The organism is Enterobacter huaxiensis (genome assembly GCF_003594935.2).
Classification (GTDB): Bacteria; Pseudomonadota; Gammaproteobacteria; order Enterobacterales; family Enterobacteriaceae; genus Enterobacter; species Enterobacter huaxiensis.
In genome coordinates this window covers 3,335,959-3,352,311 of sequence record NZ_CP043342.1, presented here as the reverse complement: position 1 = coordinate 3,352,311, position 16,353 = coordinate 3,335,959, and the positions used below count along the sequence as shown (strand labels likewise).

Sequence of the window (16,353 nt, the reverse complement as noted above, 5' to 3'; positions counted from 1 at the left end):
CGCCGGGCATTAAGCGCGCGGAATGAAATGATACTCCGTGACGCTCACGTACTCTTCGCCGGGGCGCAGCACGCAGTCCGGCTGCGGCCATTCGGCGTGGTTCGGGCTGTCCGGCAGGAACTCGCTCTCCAGCGCAATACCCTGCCAGTCGCTGTACTCGTCATGCTCGCGCGCAGGCGTACCGCCGAGGTAGTTGCCCGAATAGAACTGCAGGGCAGGGGCGGTGGTGTAGACCGTCATCTGGAGTTTCTCATCCGCTGACCAGACCTGAGCGGCAGGCTGGTGAAGGTCGCCTTTGGCCTGCAGCAGGAAAGCGTGATCGTAACCTTTTACCTGACGCTGATCGTCATCGCTCAGGAAATCCTGCCCGATGGCTTTTGCGCTGCGGAAATCAAAACTGGTGCCGCTCACGTCTTTGAGCCCCTGAGGTGGGATACCCATTTCATCCACCGGCAGGTACGCGTCCGCCAGTATCTGGAGCTTGTGGTTGCGTACGTCGCAGAGGTTACCGTCCAGGTTGAAGTACGCGTGGTTGGTCAAGTTGACCGGACACGGCTTATCAACCGTCGCGCGGTATTCAATGACGAGACGGTTATCGTCGGTCAAGGTGAAGCGGGCCGTGGCGGTCAGGTTACCCGGAAAACCCTGATCGCCATCAGGGGAATCGAGTGAAAACAGCACTTCACCGTCGTTTTGCTGAACAATCTTCCAGCGGCGTTTATCAAACCCCTCTGGGCCGCCGTGTAGCTGGTTTTCACCCTGGCTTGGCAGCAGGGGATAATCCACGCCGTCGAGTTCAAAACGGCTTTTAGCGATGCGGTTGGCATAGCGTCCTACGGACGCGCCAAGATAAGCGGCCTGGCTGACGTACTGTTCCGGCGATGCGCAGCCGAGCAGCGTTTCGCGCACGCTGCCATCTGGCAGAGGAACGCGGGCAGAAAGCAGGGTTGCACCCCAGTCCATCAGCGTAACCACCATCCCTGCGCCGTTGCGCAGGGTGAGCAGGCGATACGGCAGACCATCCGGTGCGAGGGTTGGCGTTTCGTTTAGCACTGTCCGGCTCCTTGTGTTGCTTTGCAGACATAGAACGTTTCTTTGATGCCGGTTTTGGCTTCGTACTGTTTCGCTACCGCGTCCTGTACCGCAGGGACCAGTTCTTCCGGAACCAATGCCACGACACAACCCCCAAAGCCGCCGCCGGTCATACGCACGCCGCCTTTATCGCCGATGGTCGCTTTAACGATCTCCACCAGCGTGTCGATCTGCGGAACGGTGATTTCGAAATCATCTCGCATGGAGGCGTGAGATTCAGCCATCAGCTCGCCCATGCGTTTCAGATCGCCTTTTGCCAGGGCGGAAGCTGCTTCAACGGTACGGGCGTTCTCGGTTAATACGTGACGAACGCGTTTCGCCACGACCGGATCCAGCTCGTGCGCCACCTTGTTAAATTCATTCAGAGACACGTCGCGCAGCGCCGGCTGCTGGAAGAAGCGCGCGCCGGTTTCGCACTGCTCGCGGCGGGTGTTGTACTCGCTGCCCACCAGCGTGCGTTTGAAGTTGCTGTTGATAATCACAACCGCCGCGCCTTTTGGCAGCGGTACGGCTTTGGTGCCGAGCGAACGGCAATCTATCAGCAGAGCGTGTTCTTTTTTGCCCAGCGCGGAGATCAGCTGATCCATAATGCCGCAGTTGCAGCCCACGAACTGGTTTTCTGCTTCTTGACCGTTCAGGGCGATTTGCGCCCCGTCCAGCGGCAGATGATAAATCTGCTGGAACACGGTGCCCACGGCCACTTCCAGAGACGCAGAGGAGCTTAAGCCCGCACCCTGCGGAACGTTGCCGCTGATGACCAAATCCGCACCGCCAAAGTTCTTGTTACGCTTCTGCAGGTGCTTCACCACGCCGCGCACGTAGTTGGACCACTGCTGGTCGTCGTGCGTCACGATCGGGGCATCTAGGGAAAATTCGTCGATTTGGCTGTCGTAATCTGCCGCAATAACGCGCACCGTGCGGTCATCACGCTTCGCGCAGCTGATGACCGTCTGGTAATCGATGGCGCACGGCAGTACGAAACCATCGTTATAGTCGGTATGTTCACCGATCAGGTTTACGCGCCCAGGCGCCTGGATAACGTGGGTGGCAGGGTAGCCGAATTTTTCAGCAAACAGGGATTGTGTTTTATCTTTCAGACTCATTTTTTAAACTCCTGATTCGCGATAATGGACGTCGCTAACGGCACGCAGACGTTCTGCCGCCTGTTCCGCCGTCAGGTCACGCTGGGTTTCTGCCAGCATTTCATAGCCCACCATAAATTTACGCACCGTTGCAGAACGCAGCAGCGGCGGATAGAAATGGGCGTGCAGCTGCCAGTGCTGATTCTCTTCACCGTTGAACGGCGCGCCGTGCCAGCCCATCGAGTACGGGAAGGAGCACTGGAAGAGGTTATCGTAGCGGCTGGTCAGCTTTTTCAGCGCCAGCGCAAGGTCGTCGCGCTGCGCGTCATTGAGGTCGGTAATGCGCTGAACGTGCGCTTTCGGCAGCAGCAGCGTTTCAAACGGCCAGGCCGCCCAGTAAGGCACCACGGCCAGCCAGTGCTCGGTTTCAACAACGGTACGGCTGCCGTCGGCCAGCTCGCGCTGCGTGTAGTCCACCAGCATCGGTGAACCGTTTTGGGCGAAATACTCTTTTTGCAGGCGGTCTTCCCGTTCGGCTTCGTTCGGCAGGAAGCTGTTTGCCCAAATCTGGCCGTGCGGATGTGGGTTAGAGCAGCCCATCGCCGCGCCTTTATTTTCGAATACCTGCACCCACGGGTAGGTCTGGCCCAGCTCCGCCGTTTGCGTTTGCCAGGTAGTGACCACCTCTTTCAGCGCTTCGACGCTCAGCTCCGGCAGCGTTTTGCTGTGATCGGGAGAGAAGCAGATAACCCGGCTGGTGCCGCGCGCGCTTTCACAGCGCATCAGCGGATCCTGGCTTTCCGGCGCGTCCGGCGTGTCGGTCATCAGGGCGGCAAAATCGTTAGTGAATACGAAGGTGCCTTTGTAGTCAGGGTTCGTATCGCCGGTCACGCGGGTGTTGCCCGGGCAGAGGAAGCAGTCCGGGTCGTGCTGTGGCAGCGTCTGCTTCGCAGGCGTCTCTTGTGCCCCCTGCCAGGGGCGCTTGGCGCGATGCGGAGAGACCAGAATCCACTGCCCGCTTAGCGGGTTAAAACGACGATGCGGATGATCGACGGGATTGAATTGCGTCATGACGGATCCTTAGTCCGGATAACCTTGCGGATGGCGTGACTGCCAGTGCCAGGTATCCTGTGCCATTTCATCAAGCGTGCGCGTTACACGCCAGTTAAGCTCTTTATCGGCTTTGGTTGCATCAGCCCAGTAGGCCGGCAGGTCGCCATCACGACGCGGTGCGAAGTGGTAACTCACCGGCTTACCGCAGGCTTTGCTGAAGGCGTTGACCACGTCCAGCACGCTGCTGCCAACCCCGGCGCCGAGGTTATAAATATGCACGCCCGGCTTGTCAGCCAGCTGCTGCATGGCCGCAACGTGACCGTCAGCCAGGTCCATGACGTGGATGTAGTCACGGACGCCGGTGCCGTCTTCGGTTGGGTAGTCATTGCCAAAAATGGCCAGCGAGTCGCGGCGGCCAACGGCAACCTGCGCGATGTAGGGCATCAGGTTGTTTGGAATACCCTGCGGATCTTCGCCCATATCGCCTGACGGATGCGCGCCAACCGGGTTGAAGTAGCGCAGCAGCGCGATGCTCCACTCTGGCTGCGCTTTTTGCAGATCGGTCAGGATCTGTTCCACCATCAGCTTACTTTTGCCGTACGGGCTTTGCGGTGTACCGGTCGGGAAGCTTTCAACGTAAGGGATTTTTGGCTGGTCACCGTAGACGGTGGCGGAGGAGCTGAAGATAAAGTTTTTCACGTTAGCGGCACGCATGGCGGAGATCAGGCGCAGGGTACCGTTGACGTTGTTATCGTAATACTCAAGCGGTTTTGCCACCGACTCGCCGACCGCCTTCAGGCCCGCGAAGTGGATCACGGTGTCGATGGCATGGTCGTGCAGGATCTCGGTCATCAGCGCTTCATTGCGGATGTCGCCTTCCACGAAAGTCGGCTGTTTACCACCGAGACGTTCAATCACAGGCAGCACGCTGCGCTTACTGTTGCACAGGTTGTCGAGGATGATGACATCATGGCCGTTTTGCAGTAGCTGCACGCAGGTATGACTACCGATGTAACCGCTACCACCTGTTACCAGAACTCGCATTTTTCGCTCCATTAGGCTTATGGTATGAATTAACCATAGCATAACAGAGACGCGAAAAGTGTGACACGGGATAAAATAGTGGAATCGTTTACACTGATTTTCACACGCCTTTTTCACAGGCTATGCGCCATTCTAAATCAACAAGATAGGAATGTAATGCTGCAGGTTATCTGAAAAGAGGAGGGCAGCGCCCTCCAGGGTCAGTCAATTTTACTCAGAAGGTAGCGATAGCTATCGCCGTCCGCCACAAATTCAAGCCGATGGGTGATGCAGGAAGGGGCGTCTTCCGCATGGTGTGACACAAACAGCAGCTGGGTTTCACCTTCGCCAATCAGCACGTCCACGAAGCGGCGGATGAGCTGGCGGTTAAGCGGATCCAACCCTTGCAACGGTTCGTCCAGAATCAGCAGCGTAGGGTGTTTGACCAGCGCGCGGACGATCAGTGCCAGGCGCTGCTGCCCCCAGGACAAACTGTGAAACGGCGCGTCGGCAACCCGGCTATCCATACCCAGAATATCCAGCCACTGCTGGGCCAGCTTGTGCTGCTTGTCCGATACCGCCTGATAAATGCCGATGGAGTCAAAATATCCGGAGAGGATCACGTTGCGCACCGTGGTGCTGACGCGATAGTCAAGATGCAGGCTGCTGCTGACGTAGCCGATATGCTTTTTGATATCCCAGATGGTTTCGCCGCTGCCGCGACGGCGGCCGAACAGCGTCAGATCGTTGCTGTAGCCCTGCGGGTGATCGCCGGTTACCAGGCTTAACAGCGTGGATTTTCCCGCCCCGTTAGGCCCGACAATCTGCCAGTGCTCGCCGGGGTTCACCGTCCAGCTGAGGTGATTGAGAATTGGGCGATCGTCATACGACACGACACCGTCTCGCAGCACAATGCGCGGCTGGTGGGGATCTAAAGCGTGGCTCGCCGCAAGGGTATCGGGTTCCGGCAGCGAAATACCGTCCAGTTTTTCACTGTGGGCCAGCTGGGCGATAAGCGCCTGTTTAAGCAGCGCGGATTTCTCACCGGTTTCGGTCAGGCTGCAGTCTGCGAGCACGCCCGCGTTCTGCACAAACGCCGGAATTTCATCGAAGCGATTGAGCACCAGCACGAGGGTATAGCCTTCCTGATTGAGCGAGGCTAGCAGGGCTGCCAGCTGAGCGCGGGAGTTCACGTCCAGCCCGTCAAAAGGCTCGTCCAGAATCAGGAGTTCCGGCTGGCTCATGAGCGCCTGGCACAGCAGGGTTTTTCGCGTCTCGCCGGTTGAAAGGTATTTAAAGCGTCGGTTCAGCAGGGCGGTGATGCCAAACTGCTCTGCCAGCTGCTGGCAGCGGGCCGGGTCTTTTATCTCATCCTGGATAATGTCTGCCGTCGTGCGGCCGGTATCGTTTTCGCCAGGGCTGAGCAAATCGGTGTTGTTACGCTGCCATTCGTCGCTCACCAGCTTTTGCAGCTGTTCAAACGAGAGGCGGGTGAGGCGGGTGAAGGTGTTCCGGCGTTCGCCTTTAATCTGAGTTAACTCTCCGGCCAGCGCGCGGGCCAGCGCCGATTTTCCGCTACCGTTTGTGCCGACAAACGCCCAGCTTTCGCCAGCATGCAGTGTTAAATCAGGAAGCGTCAGCGTTCGGGTATCGCTAAGACGAAACGTGCCTTGCGAAATATGCAATGATGACATGATTTATCCCATTTTTTGCAGCAATGGATGTCAGGGATACTCACTGGCGGCACGATTGTCAATGCACTCAGCACAATGTGGCGATAATCACCCTGTCGGCGTTGAAATATGCGGTTACCACAGCACCTTCTTCTAAATCGGTCGCCTCGTTTACCGGAACCGTCGCGCAGAGAATTTGCCCGTCCGGCAGCGTCATGAGCACTTCGCACTGCTCTTCGCCGCGTTCAATGTGGCTGATGGCGCCGTGCAGCTGGTTATCCGCTGCGTTAGCCTGCTCGGGATGGCGGGTGATACGGACCCAGGGGGCTTTCAGCAGCACCAGCACCTCTTTGCCTTCGTCCAGCCCGAGGCGCTCTCCGCTTTGTGCCGTAATCGCGGCTTTGAGTCGGGTCGTGCCGTCGGCAAGCAGGATCTCAATATGCTGCTGCACCTGAGAATTATCGCGCGCCGTCACGGTACCAAACCACTGGTTACGGGCGCTGGTCTGCAGGGAGAAGCGGGAAATGGCGGCCAGCAGGCTGTCCAGCGGGACGTCGTCGTCATCGCTCAGCACGTCGAAAGCTTTTTGCTGGATTGTCGCCAGCAAATCGTAAAGCTGAATGAGGCGCAGTCCGTAACGGGTCACTACCGCGCCGCCGCCTCCTTTACCGCCCGTGGCGCGGTCGACCAGCGCTTGCTCGCTCAGGGTGTTCATGTCGTTGATCGCATCCCAGGCGCTTTTATAGCTGATGCCCGCGTTTTTGGCGCCCTGGCTAATCGAGCCCGTTTGTTCTATTTGTTTAAGCAGAGCGATACGTCGTGGGTCGGCGAACAGCTTCTGCTGAAGTCGTAAGGTGAGGAGAATTTCGGCCTGCATATCACTGTCCTGGCAAAAGGCGTATTGTGACCCAAATGGCGCAGAGCGCAAAGTGCACCGCACAAAAGGGGATGTTTTTCTTACTTTTCAGGGTAGAATAAGCCGTTCACAATAACTGGAGAAAACCATGTTAGAGTTGTTGAAAAGTCTGGTATTCGCGGTAATCATGGTACCAGTAGTGATGGCTATCATCCTCGGCGCCATCTACGGCCTGGGTGAAGTGTTCAACGTCTTTTCGAACATCGGTCACAGAGACCAGCCTAAAAAGCAGCAATGATTCCCTACAAAACGCCCGGCTAGCCCGGGCGTTTTGCTCTCAAGTTTATCCCTTTCTCGCCGATATTATTCCTGGCATCAGTTTGATTTACTCACTAATCGGTACAATTTAGCGCTGGGATCTCCCCTGAGATATCGTTATATTTATATGTATATAACGATACTCACAGGAGCAACAAATGGCACGTACAGGTTTACGCCTTTTCGCAGGGGCAACGCTGGCGCTGACGCTGGCCGGACACGCGATGGCTGATGAAGGCAAAGTCACGGTCTTTGCAGCGGCATCGCTGACCAATGCGATGCAGGATATCGCGGCTGTCTATAAAAAAGAGAAGAACGTGGATGTGGTCTCCTCTTTCGCGTCCTCATCAACGCTGGCACGCCAGATAGAAGCGGGTGCACCAGCCGATCTGTTCATTTCTGCAGACCAGAAATGGATGGATTATGCGGTTGAGAAGAAGTCGATTGAGACGGCAACCCGCGAAACGCTGCTGGGAAATAGCCTGGTGGTGGTTGCGCCGAAAGCCAGTGCGCAGGGCGATATCACCATTAGCAAACAGACAAACTGGACCAGCCTGTTAAACGGCGGCCGTCTGGCGGTGGGCGATCCTGAACACGTTCCGGCAGGCATCTACGCTAAAGAAGCGCTGCAAAAGCTGGGCGCGTGGGAGACGTTGTCTCCGAAACTGGCTCCCGCGGAGGACGTTCGCGGCGCGCTGGCGCTGGTTGAACGCAACGAAGCCCCGCTGGGGATTGTCTACGGCTCTGACGCCGTTGCCAGCAAAGGCGTAAAAGTGGTGGGTACCTTCCCGGAAGACTCCCACAAGAAAGTGGAATATCCTGTTGCGATTGTTGATGGACACAAAAATGCGACCGTGACGGCCTTCTATGACTATCTGAAGGGGCCAGAAGCGTCGGCAATCTTTAAACGTTACGGATTTACGACTCACTAATGATATTGACCGATCCTGAATGGCAGGCCGTGCTGCTGAGCCTTAAAGTCTCTTCCCTGGCCGTTGTGCTAAGTTTGCCCTTTGGGATCTTCTTTGCCTGGTTACTGGTGCGCTGTAAGTTTCCAGGCAAAGCCCTGCTGGACAGCGTTCTCCATCTTCCCCTGGTTTTACCGCCCGTCGTGGTCGGCTATCTGCTGCTCATTTCGATGGGGCGACGCGGTTTTATCGGCGAAAAGCTCTACGACTGGTTTGGCCTGACGTTCGCGTTTAGCTGGCGCGGTGCGGTACTGGCTGCGGCGGTGATGTCATTCCCGCTGATGGTCAGGGCGATCCGCCTGGCGCTGGAAGGCGTGGATATTAAGCTTGAACAGGCGGCTCGCACGCTGGGTGCCGGGCGCTGGCGCGTCTTTTTCACCATCACGTTGCCGCTCACGTTGCCGGGCATTATTGTCGGTACCGTGCTGGCGTTTGCCCGTTCGCTGGGTGAATTTGGTGCCACCATCACCTTTGTGTCGAACATCCCAGGCGAGACGCGAACCATACCGTCGGCCATGTATACCCTGATTCAAACTCCCGGCGGTGAAGGCGCGGCGGCACGCTTGTGTATTATTTCGATTGTGCTGGCGCTGGTGTCGCTGCTGGTGTCTGAATGGCTTGCACGTCTTAGCCGCGAGCGGATGGGGAAATAATCATGCTGGAACTGAATTTCACCCAGACGCTGGGAAACCACTGCCTGACGCTGAACGAATCGCTGCCTGCCAGCGGTATAACCGCGATTTTTGGCGTCTCCGGCGCGGGGAAAACCTCGCTGATCAATGCCATCAGCGGGCTAACGCGCCCACAGTCGGGGCGTATCATCCTGAATAACCGCGTCTTAAATGACGTCGAGAACAAAATCTACCTGTCGCCGGATAAACGCCGCATTGGCTATGTGTTCCAGGATGCGCGGCTATTCCCGCACTACAGCGTGCGCGGCAACCTGCGCTACGGCATGGCGAAAAGCATGGCCGGGCAGTTTGACAAGCTGGTGGCGCTGTTGGGGATTGAACAGCTGCTGGACAGGCTTCCGTCATCGCTTTCCGGCGGTGAGAAACAGCGCGTGGCGATAGGCCGGGCATTATTGACCGCGCCGGAGCTGCTGCTGCTGGACGAACCGCTGGCCTCGCTGGATCTCCCGCGCAAGCGTGAGCTGTTGCCGTATCTGCAGCGTCTGGCGCGCGAAATCAACATTCCAATGCTCTACGTCAGCCACTCCCTGGACGAGATTCTGCATCTGGCAGATAAAGTGCTGGTGCTGGAGGGCGGAAGCGTGAAGGCGTTTGGCAATCTGGAAGAGGTGTGGGGCAGCAGCGTAATGCACCCGTGGCTCCCGAAGGAACAGCAGAGCAGCGTCCTCAAGGTCAGCGTGCTGGAACACCATCCGCATTACGCGATGACCGCGCTGGCGCTGGGCGATCAGCATCTGTGGGTGAACAAAATTGATAAGCCGCTGCAGTCCGTGCTGCGGATCCGCATTCAGGCGTCGGATGTCTCGCTGGTGTTACAGCCGCCGCTGCAGACCAGTATTCGAAATATTCTGCGCGCCAAAGTGGCAGAGTGTTTTGATGATAACGGTCAGGTTGAGGTAAAGCTTGAGGTCGGCAGCAGGACGCTCTGGGCGCGCATCAGCCCGTGGGCCAGGGATGAGTTAGGGATCAAACCCGGCCTGTGGCTTTACGCGCAAATTAAGAGCGTCTCGATCACCGCCTGATTACAGCAGGTGGGTATAGATATACTGCGCGATGCTGTCGGTGGTGTTGTCGCCAATTACCACGCTGGCGCGCGCTTTTACCGCGTCATCGGCATTGCCCATCGCCACGCCCGTTCCGGCGGCTTCCAGCATGCTGATGTCGTTGTAGTTATCGCCAAAGGCAATCACATCCTGCATCGACCAGCCTTTTGATTCGACGAACTGCGTCAGGCGCTTGCCTTTGCTGTTGCCTTTACGGGCAATATCCACCTGGTCATGCCAGGACCATTCGCACTCCAGACCCAGCGTGTCCTCAACGTGCTTCGCAAACGCGTTCAGTTTGCCGGTGTCTTCATCCGTCAGGGCGAATTTCCAGATAGCCTCAACGTCCTGGGCCGCCTGGCGCAGGGAGGAAACCTGCGTGAAAACAGGACGCTGCGCTTCTGGCAGGGAAAGCGCCCAGTTGCTGGTGCGGATCACGTGGCCGGTCGGGCGCTCGTACACCATCGCGTTGTCCACGTACATCAGGCCGTGAATGGCATGCTCATCCAGCAAATCAATCAATTGCAGGGCCTGCGAAACCGGCAGCGGATCGGATTCTAAAACCTTTTTTGCCTGATAATCATACAAATAGGTGCCATTACAACAAATTGCAGGTGTATCTAACGCCAGTGCCTGATAAAAAGGATGAATGGCAACGTGATGTCGACCCGTTACGATGAGGAGTTGATACCCCGCTTCTTGTGCGCGCTTAAGCGCTTCAAGCGAAGAGGGGAGCAGGGTTTTTTGAGGGGTAAGCAGTGTTCCGTCTAAATCCAGTGCAATCACACGCGAGGTCATTTGTTCTTCCGGGTTAATGTTGAATTTAAGGTCTCCGGGGATGGTACACCGAGAGCAATTCGCTGCAAAATTCCTGGCTACAATTCAGCATTCGCCGTTAAAAATAATCACTTTCACGCGCAGTGAGGAAAGGAGTATTCATGAAACAGACCGTTTATACCGCCAGTCCTGAAAGTCAGCAGATCCACGTCTGGCGTTTGAATGCAGAAGGCTCGCTCACGCTGGTTCAGGTTGTTGATGTTCCGGGGCAGGTTCAGCCAATGGTCGTCAGCCCGGATAAACGTTTTCTCTATGTTGGCGTGCGTCCTGAATTTCGCGTGCTGGCTTACCGCATCTCCCCGGACGATGGTGCGCTGACGTACACCGCGGAAGCGCCGCTGCCGGGCAGCCCAACCCATATCTCTACCGACCGCAAAGGTCGCTTCATCTTCAGCGGCTCTTACAATGCGGGCTGCGTCAGCGTGACCCGCCTTGATGACGGCATTCCGGTGGAAACCGTCGACGTGGTTGAGGGGCTGGAAGGCTGCCACTCGGCGAATATCTCCCCGGACAACCGCACCCTGTGGGTTCCCGCGCTGAAGCAGGATCGCATTTGCCTGTTTACCCTGAGCGATGACGGACACCTGGTCGCGCAGGATCCTGCAGAAGTGACCACCGTCGAGGGCGCAGGCCCGCGTCATATGGTGTTCCACCCGAACCAGCAGTATGCGTACGTGGTGAACGAGCTGAACAGCTCCGTTGACGTATGGGAACTGAAAGATCCGCACGGCCAGATTGAGTGCGTACAAACGCTGGATATGATGCCGTCTGATTTCTCAGACACCCGCTGGGCTGCGGATATCCACATCACGCCGGATGGCCGCCATCTGTATACCTGCGACCGTACCTCCAGCCTGATCACCGTGTTCAGCGTCTCCGAAGACGGCAGCGTGCTGGCGATTGAAGGATTCCAGCCGACGGAAACCCAGCCGCGCGGCTTTAATGTCGATCACAGCGGTAAATACCTGATTGCGGCCGGGCAGAAGTCCCACCATATCTCACTGTACGAAATCAAAGGCGTGCAGGGCCTGCTGGAAGAGAAAGGGCGTTATGCCGTAGGGCAGGGGCCGATGTGGGTGGTGGTGAACGCGCACTAAGCGGCTGAAAATAAAAAACCTCGCGAATGCGAGGTTTTTTTTATGCCCGGTGGCTCGGCGATTACCGGGCTTACGGGTTGTGTAGGCCGGGTAAGGCGAAGCCGCCACCCGGCAAAACAGCTTACTGCTTCGGCTCTGCAACCACTTTGCTACCCAGACCGCGGTTGTTGAATTCCCACATGCGGTTGAAGTTAGCGTCGTTCAGGTTGCGCTGCACGTTGCCTTTATCGTCCACCGCACCGGTATTGCCGGAGAACGGACGTTTAGAGATGGCGGCATCTGCCCACGGCTTCGCCATATTAAAACCTTCGTTGATCACGCTGTCGCGGATAACAACCTGGCCGTTGGTGGCAGAGTCCACATCCAGAGAACGACCCAGCTGCGCCACGCCATCACCGGCCGCGGTGAAGCGGCTGTTCACGGCCAGGAAGCCGTAGAACAGGTTCGACTGGGTTGCCGGTGCAAACACATAGCCTTCCTGCTGAGTGCGGGAGTTCACCACGCGGAACTCGGTGTTATCAAACACCACGGCACCGCGACCGGACACCAGGTCCACGTCACCTTCAACGTAGCTGTTGGTCACCAGCGTGCGCGTCAGGCGGTTATTTTGCAGGGTGTTCTGCACGCCGCTGTTAGTCACGAAGAACGTGTTCTGACGACCCAGAATATTCACGTTGTTAATCTGCACCTTGTCGCCGTCGCTACGCAGCGCAACGGCCTGATGGTTGCCCGCGTCAACGCTGTCACCCAGGGTGTTCTGAATGGTCAGGTTCTGCAGCTGCAGACCGTTGTTCTGTGACCAGACCACCGCAGAGCACATCACGCCAATGGTGGCGGTACGCTTGCTCTGGCAGTTATCAAACATATACCACGCGGGTTTGCCCGGCATATATTTACCGGCCGGGTTTACAAGGTGACGCCAGGTGGTGGTGTCGATTTCGGAATCGATCGCCAGTCCAATTTTCACGTCGATCGCTTTTTCGCCCAGACCGTACAGGGTAATGCTGCCCGGTGCCGCAGGAACGTAAACCGTGCCTTCATATTCACCCGGCAGGATTGCGATGTACTGACGCGATGCGCTGTGTTTGGTGATCGCAGCATCTACCGCGGCCTGAATGGAAGTGTGCGTAACGCCCTCCGCCCCTGCCGGGCCAACCACAAAGTTAGGCTGCTTAGGCAAGGTGATAGAAGAAGGGGCCCACGCTGCAGCGTTCGGATCCATCGCCGTGAAGTAACGCGCCTGGGTGAAGTTCTTCGCTTCATCAGCAGACAGGACAGGGCGAGAAGAGGTCCCCGGCGCAACCTGCTCAGAAGGTTGCTGATCCGGTGGGGTTGAGCTGCAAGCGGATAAAGTCACGCCAAAGGCAAGTGCCAACGCCAGACGGGAAATCCTGGAAATGTTCAAGGTGAAGCTCCTGGGTATGCAAGTCTTTACGGGATAGACGAAATAGCCTGCTTTTTTATACTAAGTTGAGCGAAACGGGAAGATAAAAAGGGTAAAAGATGCTTTTTTCACCTCGCACGCGCAGGAAAGTCATCACAAATAAGTAACATTTTTCCTGAAGACGGTTGACACCCGGCCGCAGATGAAAATAAATGTCTATACAACTCATGACAAGTGGAAGGCTCCATGCAGCAGCTTCATCCCGACGATGTGATATGGCGAAACGCGCGACTGGCAACGATGGCGGCAGGTGAGCCGGAACCTTATGGCCTGAAATCGGGCTACGCCCTCGTCGTTCGTGGCCAACTTATTCTGGCCGTCATTCCTGAATCAGAGATCCCATCCGGGCATCAGCGCTGTGTCGATCTCGACGGGCGTCTGGTTACTCCCGGCCTCATCGACTGCCACACGCATCTGGTGTTCGGCGGCGATCGCGCAGCGGAATGGGAGGAGCGGCTGAACGGCGTGTCGTATCAGGCTATCAGCGCGCGGGGCGGTGGGATTAATGCCACCGTCACGGCGACGCGTAACAGCTCGCCTGAATCCCTGCTGCAGCTGGCCCAACGTCGGCTTGAACGTCTGATGAGTGAAGGTGTGACCACGGTTGAGATAAAGTCCGGATACGGGCTTAACGCCGAAGCCGAAGAGAAGATGCTGCAGGTGGTGCGTCAGCTCGGCCTGAACAACAGTGTCGACATCAGCCCAACGCTTTTGGCCGCCCACGCCGTGCCGGTGGAATACCGTCAGGATCCCGACGGCTGGCTCACGCTGGTCTGCGAGCAGATCATGCCCTCGCTGTGGCAAAAGGAATTATTCGAAGCCGTGGACGTGTTTTGTGAAAACGTGGGCTTTACCCCGTCGCAAACCGAGCGCTTGTTCGAGGCCGCCACTGAAATGGGTATTCCGGTTAAGGGGCACGTAGAACAGCTTTCAAATCTGGGCGGCGCTGCGCTGGTCAGCCGCTACAAAGGGCTGTCTGCCGATCACATTGAATACCTCGATGAAACGGGCGTGCAGGCGATGGCGCAAAGCGGCACGGTTGGCGTGCTGCTGCCCGGCGCCTTCTATTTCCTGCAGGAACGCCAGCATCCGCCGGTTCAACAGCTCAGAAAGCTGGGCGTGCCGATGGCTGTTGCCACCGACTACAACCCCGGCACCAGCCCGTTTGCCAGCCTGCATATGGCGATGAACATGGCCTGCGTCCAGTTTGGCCTGACGCCGGAAGAAGCCTGGGCGGGCGTGACGCGACATGCGGCGCAGGCCTTAGGGCGAGGCGCGAGCCACGGGCAGCTGAAGGCGGGATACGTGGCCGATTTTGTTGTCTGGGACGCGCAGCATCCGGTAGAGATGGTCTACGAGCCGGGGCGTAACCCGCTGTATCAGCGGGTTTTCCGCGGGAGCGTAGTATGAAACTGTGGCGCCCCACCTTACAGCAGACCTGGCAGGGGCGTGATGACAGCGTCGAGGCCGGTAATGCCAAACGGATTTTCCAGACGATAAGCCAGCATACGCACTTTACCCCGGCATCAGCCGGCATTGCGCTGATCGGCTTTGAATGTGATGAAGGGGTGAAGCGCAACCACGGCAGGCCCGGTGCCGCCCAGGCGCCGGACGTCCTGCGACAGGCGCTGGCAAATATGGCCAGCCATCAGGGGCATGAACGGCTAGCGGATATGGGCTCGATTTACGTCGAGGGCGAGGAGCTTGAAGCCGCACAGCAGGCATTAAGCGATGCGGTGATCGCGTGCCAGCAGGCCGGTATGCGCACGCTGGTGTTCGGCGGGGGACATGAAACCGCCTGGGCGCACGGTCGCGGCGTGCTGGACGCCTTCCCGAACGCGCGCGTCGCCGTGATAAACCTGGATGCGCACCTCGATCTGCGCAAGGCGGACCGAGCCACCTCCGGCACGCCGTTTCGCCAGCTGGCGCACTACTGCGCTGAGCACGCGCGAGAATTTCACTACGCCTGTTTGGGCGTAAGCCGCGCGGCGAACACGCAGGCGCTGTGGGATGAGGCTGAACGCCTGAACGTCACGCTGGTGGAAGATCTGGATTTCAGCCGTGATGCGCTATCCTCGCTGGATAACGTGCTGACGCAGGCCGATCGTGTCTATCTCACCCTCGATCTGGACGTGCTTCCCGCAGGAGAAATGCCCGCCGTTTCTGCGCCTGCGGCGTTAGGCATTCCGGCTCGCGATCTCATGCCGGTCATCGAAAAAATCTGCCGCAGCGGGAAACTGCAGGCTGCCGATCTGGTCGAGTTTAACCCGCATTACGACCGGGACGGACAGGGCGCAAAGCTTGCCGCCCGTCTGGCCTGGCAAATTGCTCACTGGTGGGCATAACACTATTCAAGGAGTCACGATGTTTTCACGCTCACCCCTGCCGCAACCGAGCCCTCCCGCGCCTTTCTACGAAAAGGTGAAGCGGGCAATCAGCGAAAAAATCGCGGCCGGCGTCTGGCGTCCGCACGATCGCATTCCGTCCGAGGCCGAGCTGGTCGCGCAGTTTGGCTTTAGCCGCATGACCGTCAACCGGGCGCTGCGTGAACTCACGGACGAGGGGCTGCTGGTCCGTCTGCAGGGCGTCGGAACCTTTGTCGCGGAACCGAAAGGACAGTCTGCCCTGTTTGAGATCCGCAGCATTGCCGATGAGATAGCCGCGCGCAGCCATCAGCATCGCTGTGAGGTTCTGGTCCTGGAAGAAACGCAGGCCAGCGCCGAGCAGGCGGTGGAGCTGAACGTAAAAGAGGGAACCCGGATATTCCATTCGGTGATGGTGCACTTTGAGAACGATATCCCGGTGCAGATTGAAGATCGCTGCGTTAACGCCGGGCGCGTGCCGGAGTACCTGAACCAGGATTACACCCACACTACGCCACACGCGTATCTCTCGCTGGTCGCGCCGCTGACGGAAGGGGAGCATATCGTTGAAGCGGTTCGCGCCTCGCTGCAGGAGTGCGAGCTGCTGCGCATCAAGGAGCACGATCCGTGCCTGCTCATTCGCCGCCGCACCTGGTCCGCCTCGCAGATCGTATCCCATGCGAGGCTGCTTTTCCCCGGTAACCGCTACCGGCTGCAGGGCCACTTTATGTCATAAGTTTTATAAGCGTGATCGCTAACGCAATATAACAAAATTGTATCTTTTTTGTTAAATCCAGCCTTGTGTGTGCTTG

Annotated in this window: 16 protein-coding genes; 8 read left to right on the top strand and 8 right to left on the bottom strand. The window is 57.7% G+C overall.

Annotation, left to right across the window (positions count from 1 at the left end; all coding sequences use genetic code 11):
• Positions 1–9 precede the first annotated feature (9 nt).
• The 6 genes from galM to modE all read right to left on the bottom strand — a co-directional run bounded on the left by galM (position 10) and on the right by modE (position 6,800).
• Positions 10–1,053 (bottom strand): galactose-1-epimerase, encoded by a 1,044-nt coding sequence (galM, locus tag D5067_RS16015; RefSeq protein WP_119935029.1) that lies wholly within the window; start codon positions 1,051–1,053, stop codon positions 10–12.
• Positions 1,047–2,195, bottom strand: coding sequence for a galactokinase (galK, locus tag D5067_RS16010; protein ID WP_119935028.1), 1,149 nt, complete (start codon positions 2,193–2,195; stop codon positions 1,047–1,049). The genes galM and galK overlap by 7 nt, the downstream gene beginning before the upstream one ends.
• A 3-nt stretch (positions 2,196–2,198) precedes the next feature.
• A complete protein-coding gene (gene galT, locus D5067_RS16005; protein ID WP_119935027.1) occupies positions 2,199–3,245 on the bottom strand; it encodes a galactose-1-phosphate uridylyltransferase in 1,047 nt (348 codons plus the stop codon).
• Between the two features lie 9 nt (positions 3,246–3,254).
• Positions 3,255–4,271 (bottom strand): UDP-glucose 4-epimerase GalE, encoded by a 1,017-nt coding sequence (gene galE / locus D5067_RS16000; RefSeq protein WP_119935026.1) that lies wholly within the window; start codon positions 4,269–4,271, stop codon positions 3,255–3,257.
• Between the two features lie 200 nt (positions 4,272–4,471).
• Complete coding sequence (gene modF / locus D5067_RS15995) at positions 4,472–5,944, bottom strand: molybdate ABC transporter ATP-binding protein ModF (RefSeq protein ID WP_119935025.1); 1,473 nt, start codon at positions 5,942–5,944, stop codon at positions 4,472–4,474.
• 67 nt (positions 5,945–6,011) lie between these two features.
• The gene (modE, locus tag D5067_RS15990) at positions 6,012–6,800 is read right to left on the bottom strand and encodes a molybdenum-dependent transcriptional regulator (RefSeq protein ID WP_119935024.1); all 789 of its coding nucleotides are present in this window, start codon (positions 6,798–6,800) and stop codon (positions 6,012–6,014) included.
• 127 nt (positions 6,801–6,927) lie between these two features.
• Here modE and D5067_RS15985 point away from each other — a divergent pair, with 127 nt between their 5' ends.
• The 4 genes from D5067_RS15985 to modC all read left to right on the top strand — a co-directional run bounded on the left by D5067_RS15985 (position 6,928) and on the right by modC (position 9,779).
• Entirely contained in the window at positions 6,928–7,077 is a 150-nt protein-coding gene (locus D5067_RS15985) for an AcrZ family multidrug efflux pump-associated protein (protein WP_042321036.1), read from the top strand.
• A 178-nt stretch (positions 7,078–7,255) separates the two neighbouring features.
• Positions 7,256–8,029 (top strand): molybdate ABC transporter substrate-binding protein, encoded by a 774-nt coding sequence (gene modA, locus D5067_RS15980; RefSeq protein WP_119935023.1) that lies wholly within the window; start codon positions 7,256–7,258, stop codon positions 8,027–8,029.
• Positions 8,029–8,718: a molybdate ABC transporter permease subunit gene (modB, locus tag D5067_RS15975; protein WP_119935022.1), complete on the top strand. Its 690-nt coding sequence runs from the start codon at positions 8,029–8,031 to the stop codon at positions 8,716–8,718. Before modA ends, modB begins: the two co-directional genes overlap by 1 nt.
• 2 nt (positions 8,719–8,720) lie before the next feature.
• Positions 8,721–9,779, top strand: a complete 1,059-nt coding sequence (gene modC, locus D5067_RS15970; protein ID WP_119935021.1) for a molybdenum ABC transporter ATP-binding protein ModC — start codon at positions 8,721–8,723, stop codon at positions 9,777–9,779.
• Here modC and D5067_RS15965 read toward each other — a convergent pair whose 3' ends face one another.
• Positions 9,780–10,598, bottom strand: coding sequence for a pyridoxal phosphatase (locus D5067_RS15965; RefSeq protein WP_119935020.1), 819 nt, complete (start codon positions 10,596–10,598; stop codon positions 9,780–9,782).
• Positions 10,599–10,738: 140 nt separating this feature from the next.
• Here D5067_RS15965 and pgl point away from each other — a divergent pair, with 140 nt between their 5' ends.
• Complete coding sequence (gene pgl, locus D5067_RS15960; protein WP_119935019.1) at positions 10,739–11,734, top strand: 6-phosphogluconolactonase; 996 nt, start codon at positions 10,739–10,741, stop codon at positions 11,732–11,734.
• 121 nt (positions 11,735–11,855) lie between these two features.
• Here the strand turns inward: pgl and D5067_RS15955 are convergent, their stop codons facing one another.
• Entirely contained in the window at positions 11,856–13,139 is a 1,284-nt protein-coding gene (locus tag D5067_RS15955; RefSeq protein ID WP_119935018.1) for a putative acyl-CoA thioester hydrolase, read from the bottom strand.
• 225 nt (positions 13,140–13,364) lie between these two features.
• Between D5067_RS15955 and hutI the strand changes: the two genes are divergently transcribed.
• From hutI to D5067_RS15940, 3 genes are read left to right on the top strand one after another with little or no spacing between them, the layout of a single operon-like run.
• Positions 13,365–14,588: an imidazolonepropionase gene (gene hutI, locus D5067_RS15950; protein ID WP_119935017.1), complete on the top strand. Its 1,224-nt coding sequence runs from the start codon at positions 13,365–13,367 to the stop codon at positions 14,586–14,588.
• On the top strand, positions 14,585–15,523 hold the full coding sequence (gene hutG / locus D5067_RS15945) for a formimidoylglutamase (RefSeq protein ID WP_119935016.1): 939 nt from the start codon (positions 14,585–14,587) through the stop codon (positions 15,521–15,523). The genes hutI and hutG overlap by 4 nt, the downstream gene beginning before the upstream one ends.
• Before the next feature lie 19 nt (positions 15,524–15,542).
• Positions 15,543–16,277, top strand: coding sequence for a histidine utilization repressor (locus D5067_RS15940; RefSeq protein WP_119935015.1), 735 nt, complete (start codon positions 15,543–15,545; stop codon positions 16,275–16,277).
• The last annotated feature ends 76 nt before the right edge of the window (positions 16,278–16,353 follow it).

What these genes read in the sequence shown, in the direction of transcription:
- galE (WP_119935026.1), bottom strand. Translation starts at nt 4,271, where the DNA reads ATGCGAGTTCTGGTAACAGGTGGTAGCGGTTACATCGGTAGTCATACC.
- D5067_RS15985 (WP_042321036.1), top strand. Translation starts at nt 6,928, where the DNA reads ATGTTAGAGTTGTTGAAAAGTCTGGTATTCGCGGTAATCATGGTACCA.
- modC (WP_119935021.1), top strand. Translation starts at nt 8,721, where the DNA reads ATGCTGGAACTGAATTTCACCCAGACGCTGGGAAACCACTGCCTGACG.
- D5067_RS15940 (WP_119935015.1), top strand. Translation starts at nt 15,543, where the DNA reads ATGTTTTCACGCTCACCCCTGCCGCAACCGAGCCCTCCCGCGCCTTTC.
- modA (WP_119935023.1), top strand. Translation starts at nt 7,256, where the DNA reads ATGGCACGTACAGGTTTACGCCTTTTCGCAGGGGCAACGCTGGCGCTG.
- galT (WP_119935027.1), bottom strand. Translation starts at nt 3,245, where the DNA reads ATGACGCAATTCAATCCCGTCGATCATCCGCATCGTCGTTTTAACCCG.
- modE (WP_119935024.1), bottom strand. Translation starts at nt 6,800, where the DNA reads ATGCAGGCCGAAATTCTCCTCACCTTACGACTTCAGCAGAAGCTGTTC.
- hutI (WP_119935017.1), top strand. Translation starts at nt 13,365, where the DNA reads ATGCAGCAGCTTCATCCCGACGATGTGATATGGCGAAACGCGCGACTG.
- D5067_RS15965 (WP_119935020.1), bottom strand. Translation starts at nt 10,598, where the DNA reads ATGACCTCGCGTGTGATTGCACTGGATTTAGACGGAACACTGCTTACC.
- modB (WP_119935022.1), top strand. Translation starts at nt 8,029, where the DNA reads ATGATATTGACCGATCCTGAATGGCAGGCCGTGCTGCTGAGCCTTAAA.
- hutG (WP_119935016.1), top strand. Translation starts at nt 14,585, where the DNA reads ATGAAACTGTGGCGCCCCACCTTACAGCAGACCTGGCAGGGGCGTGAT.
- galK (WP_119935028.1), bottom strand. Translation starts at nt 2,195, where the DNA reads ATGAGTCTGAAAGATAAAACACAATCCCTGTTTGCTGAAAAATTCGGC.
- pgl (WP_119935019.1), top strand. Translation starts at nt 10,739, where the DNA reads ATGAAACAGACCGTTTATACCGCCAGTCCTGAAAGTCAGCAGATCCAC.
- modF (WP_119935025.1), bottom strand. Translation starts at nt 5,944, where the DNA reads ATGTCATCATTGCATATTTCGCAAGGCACGTTTCGTCTTAGCGATACC.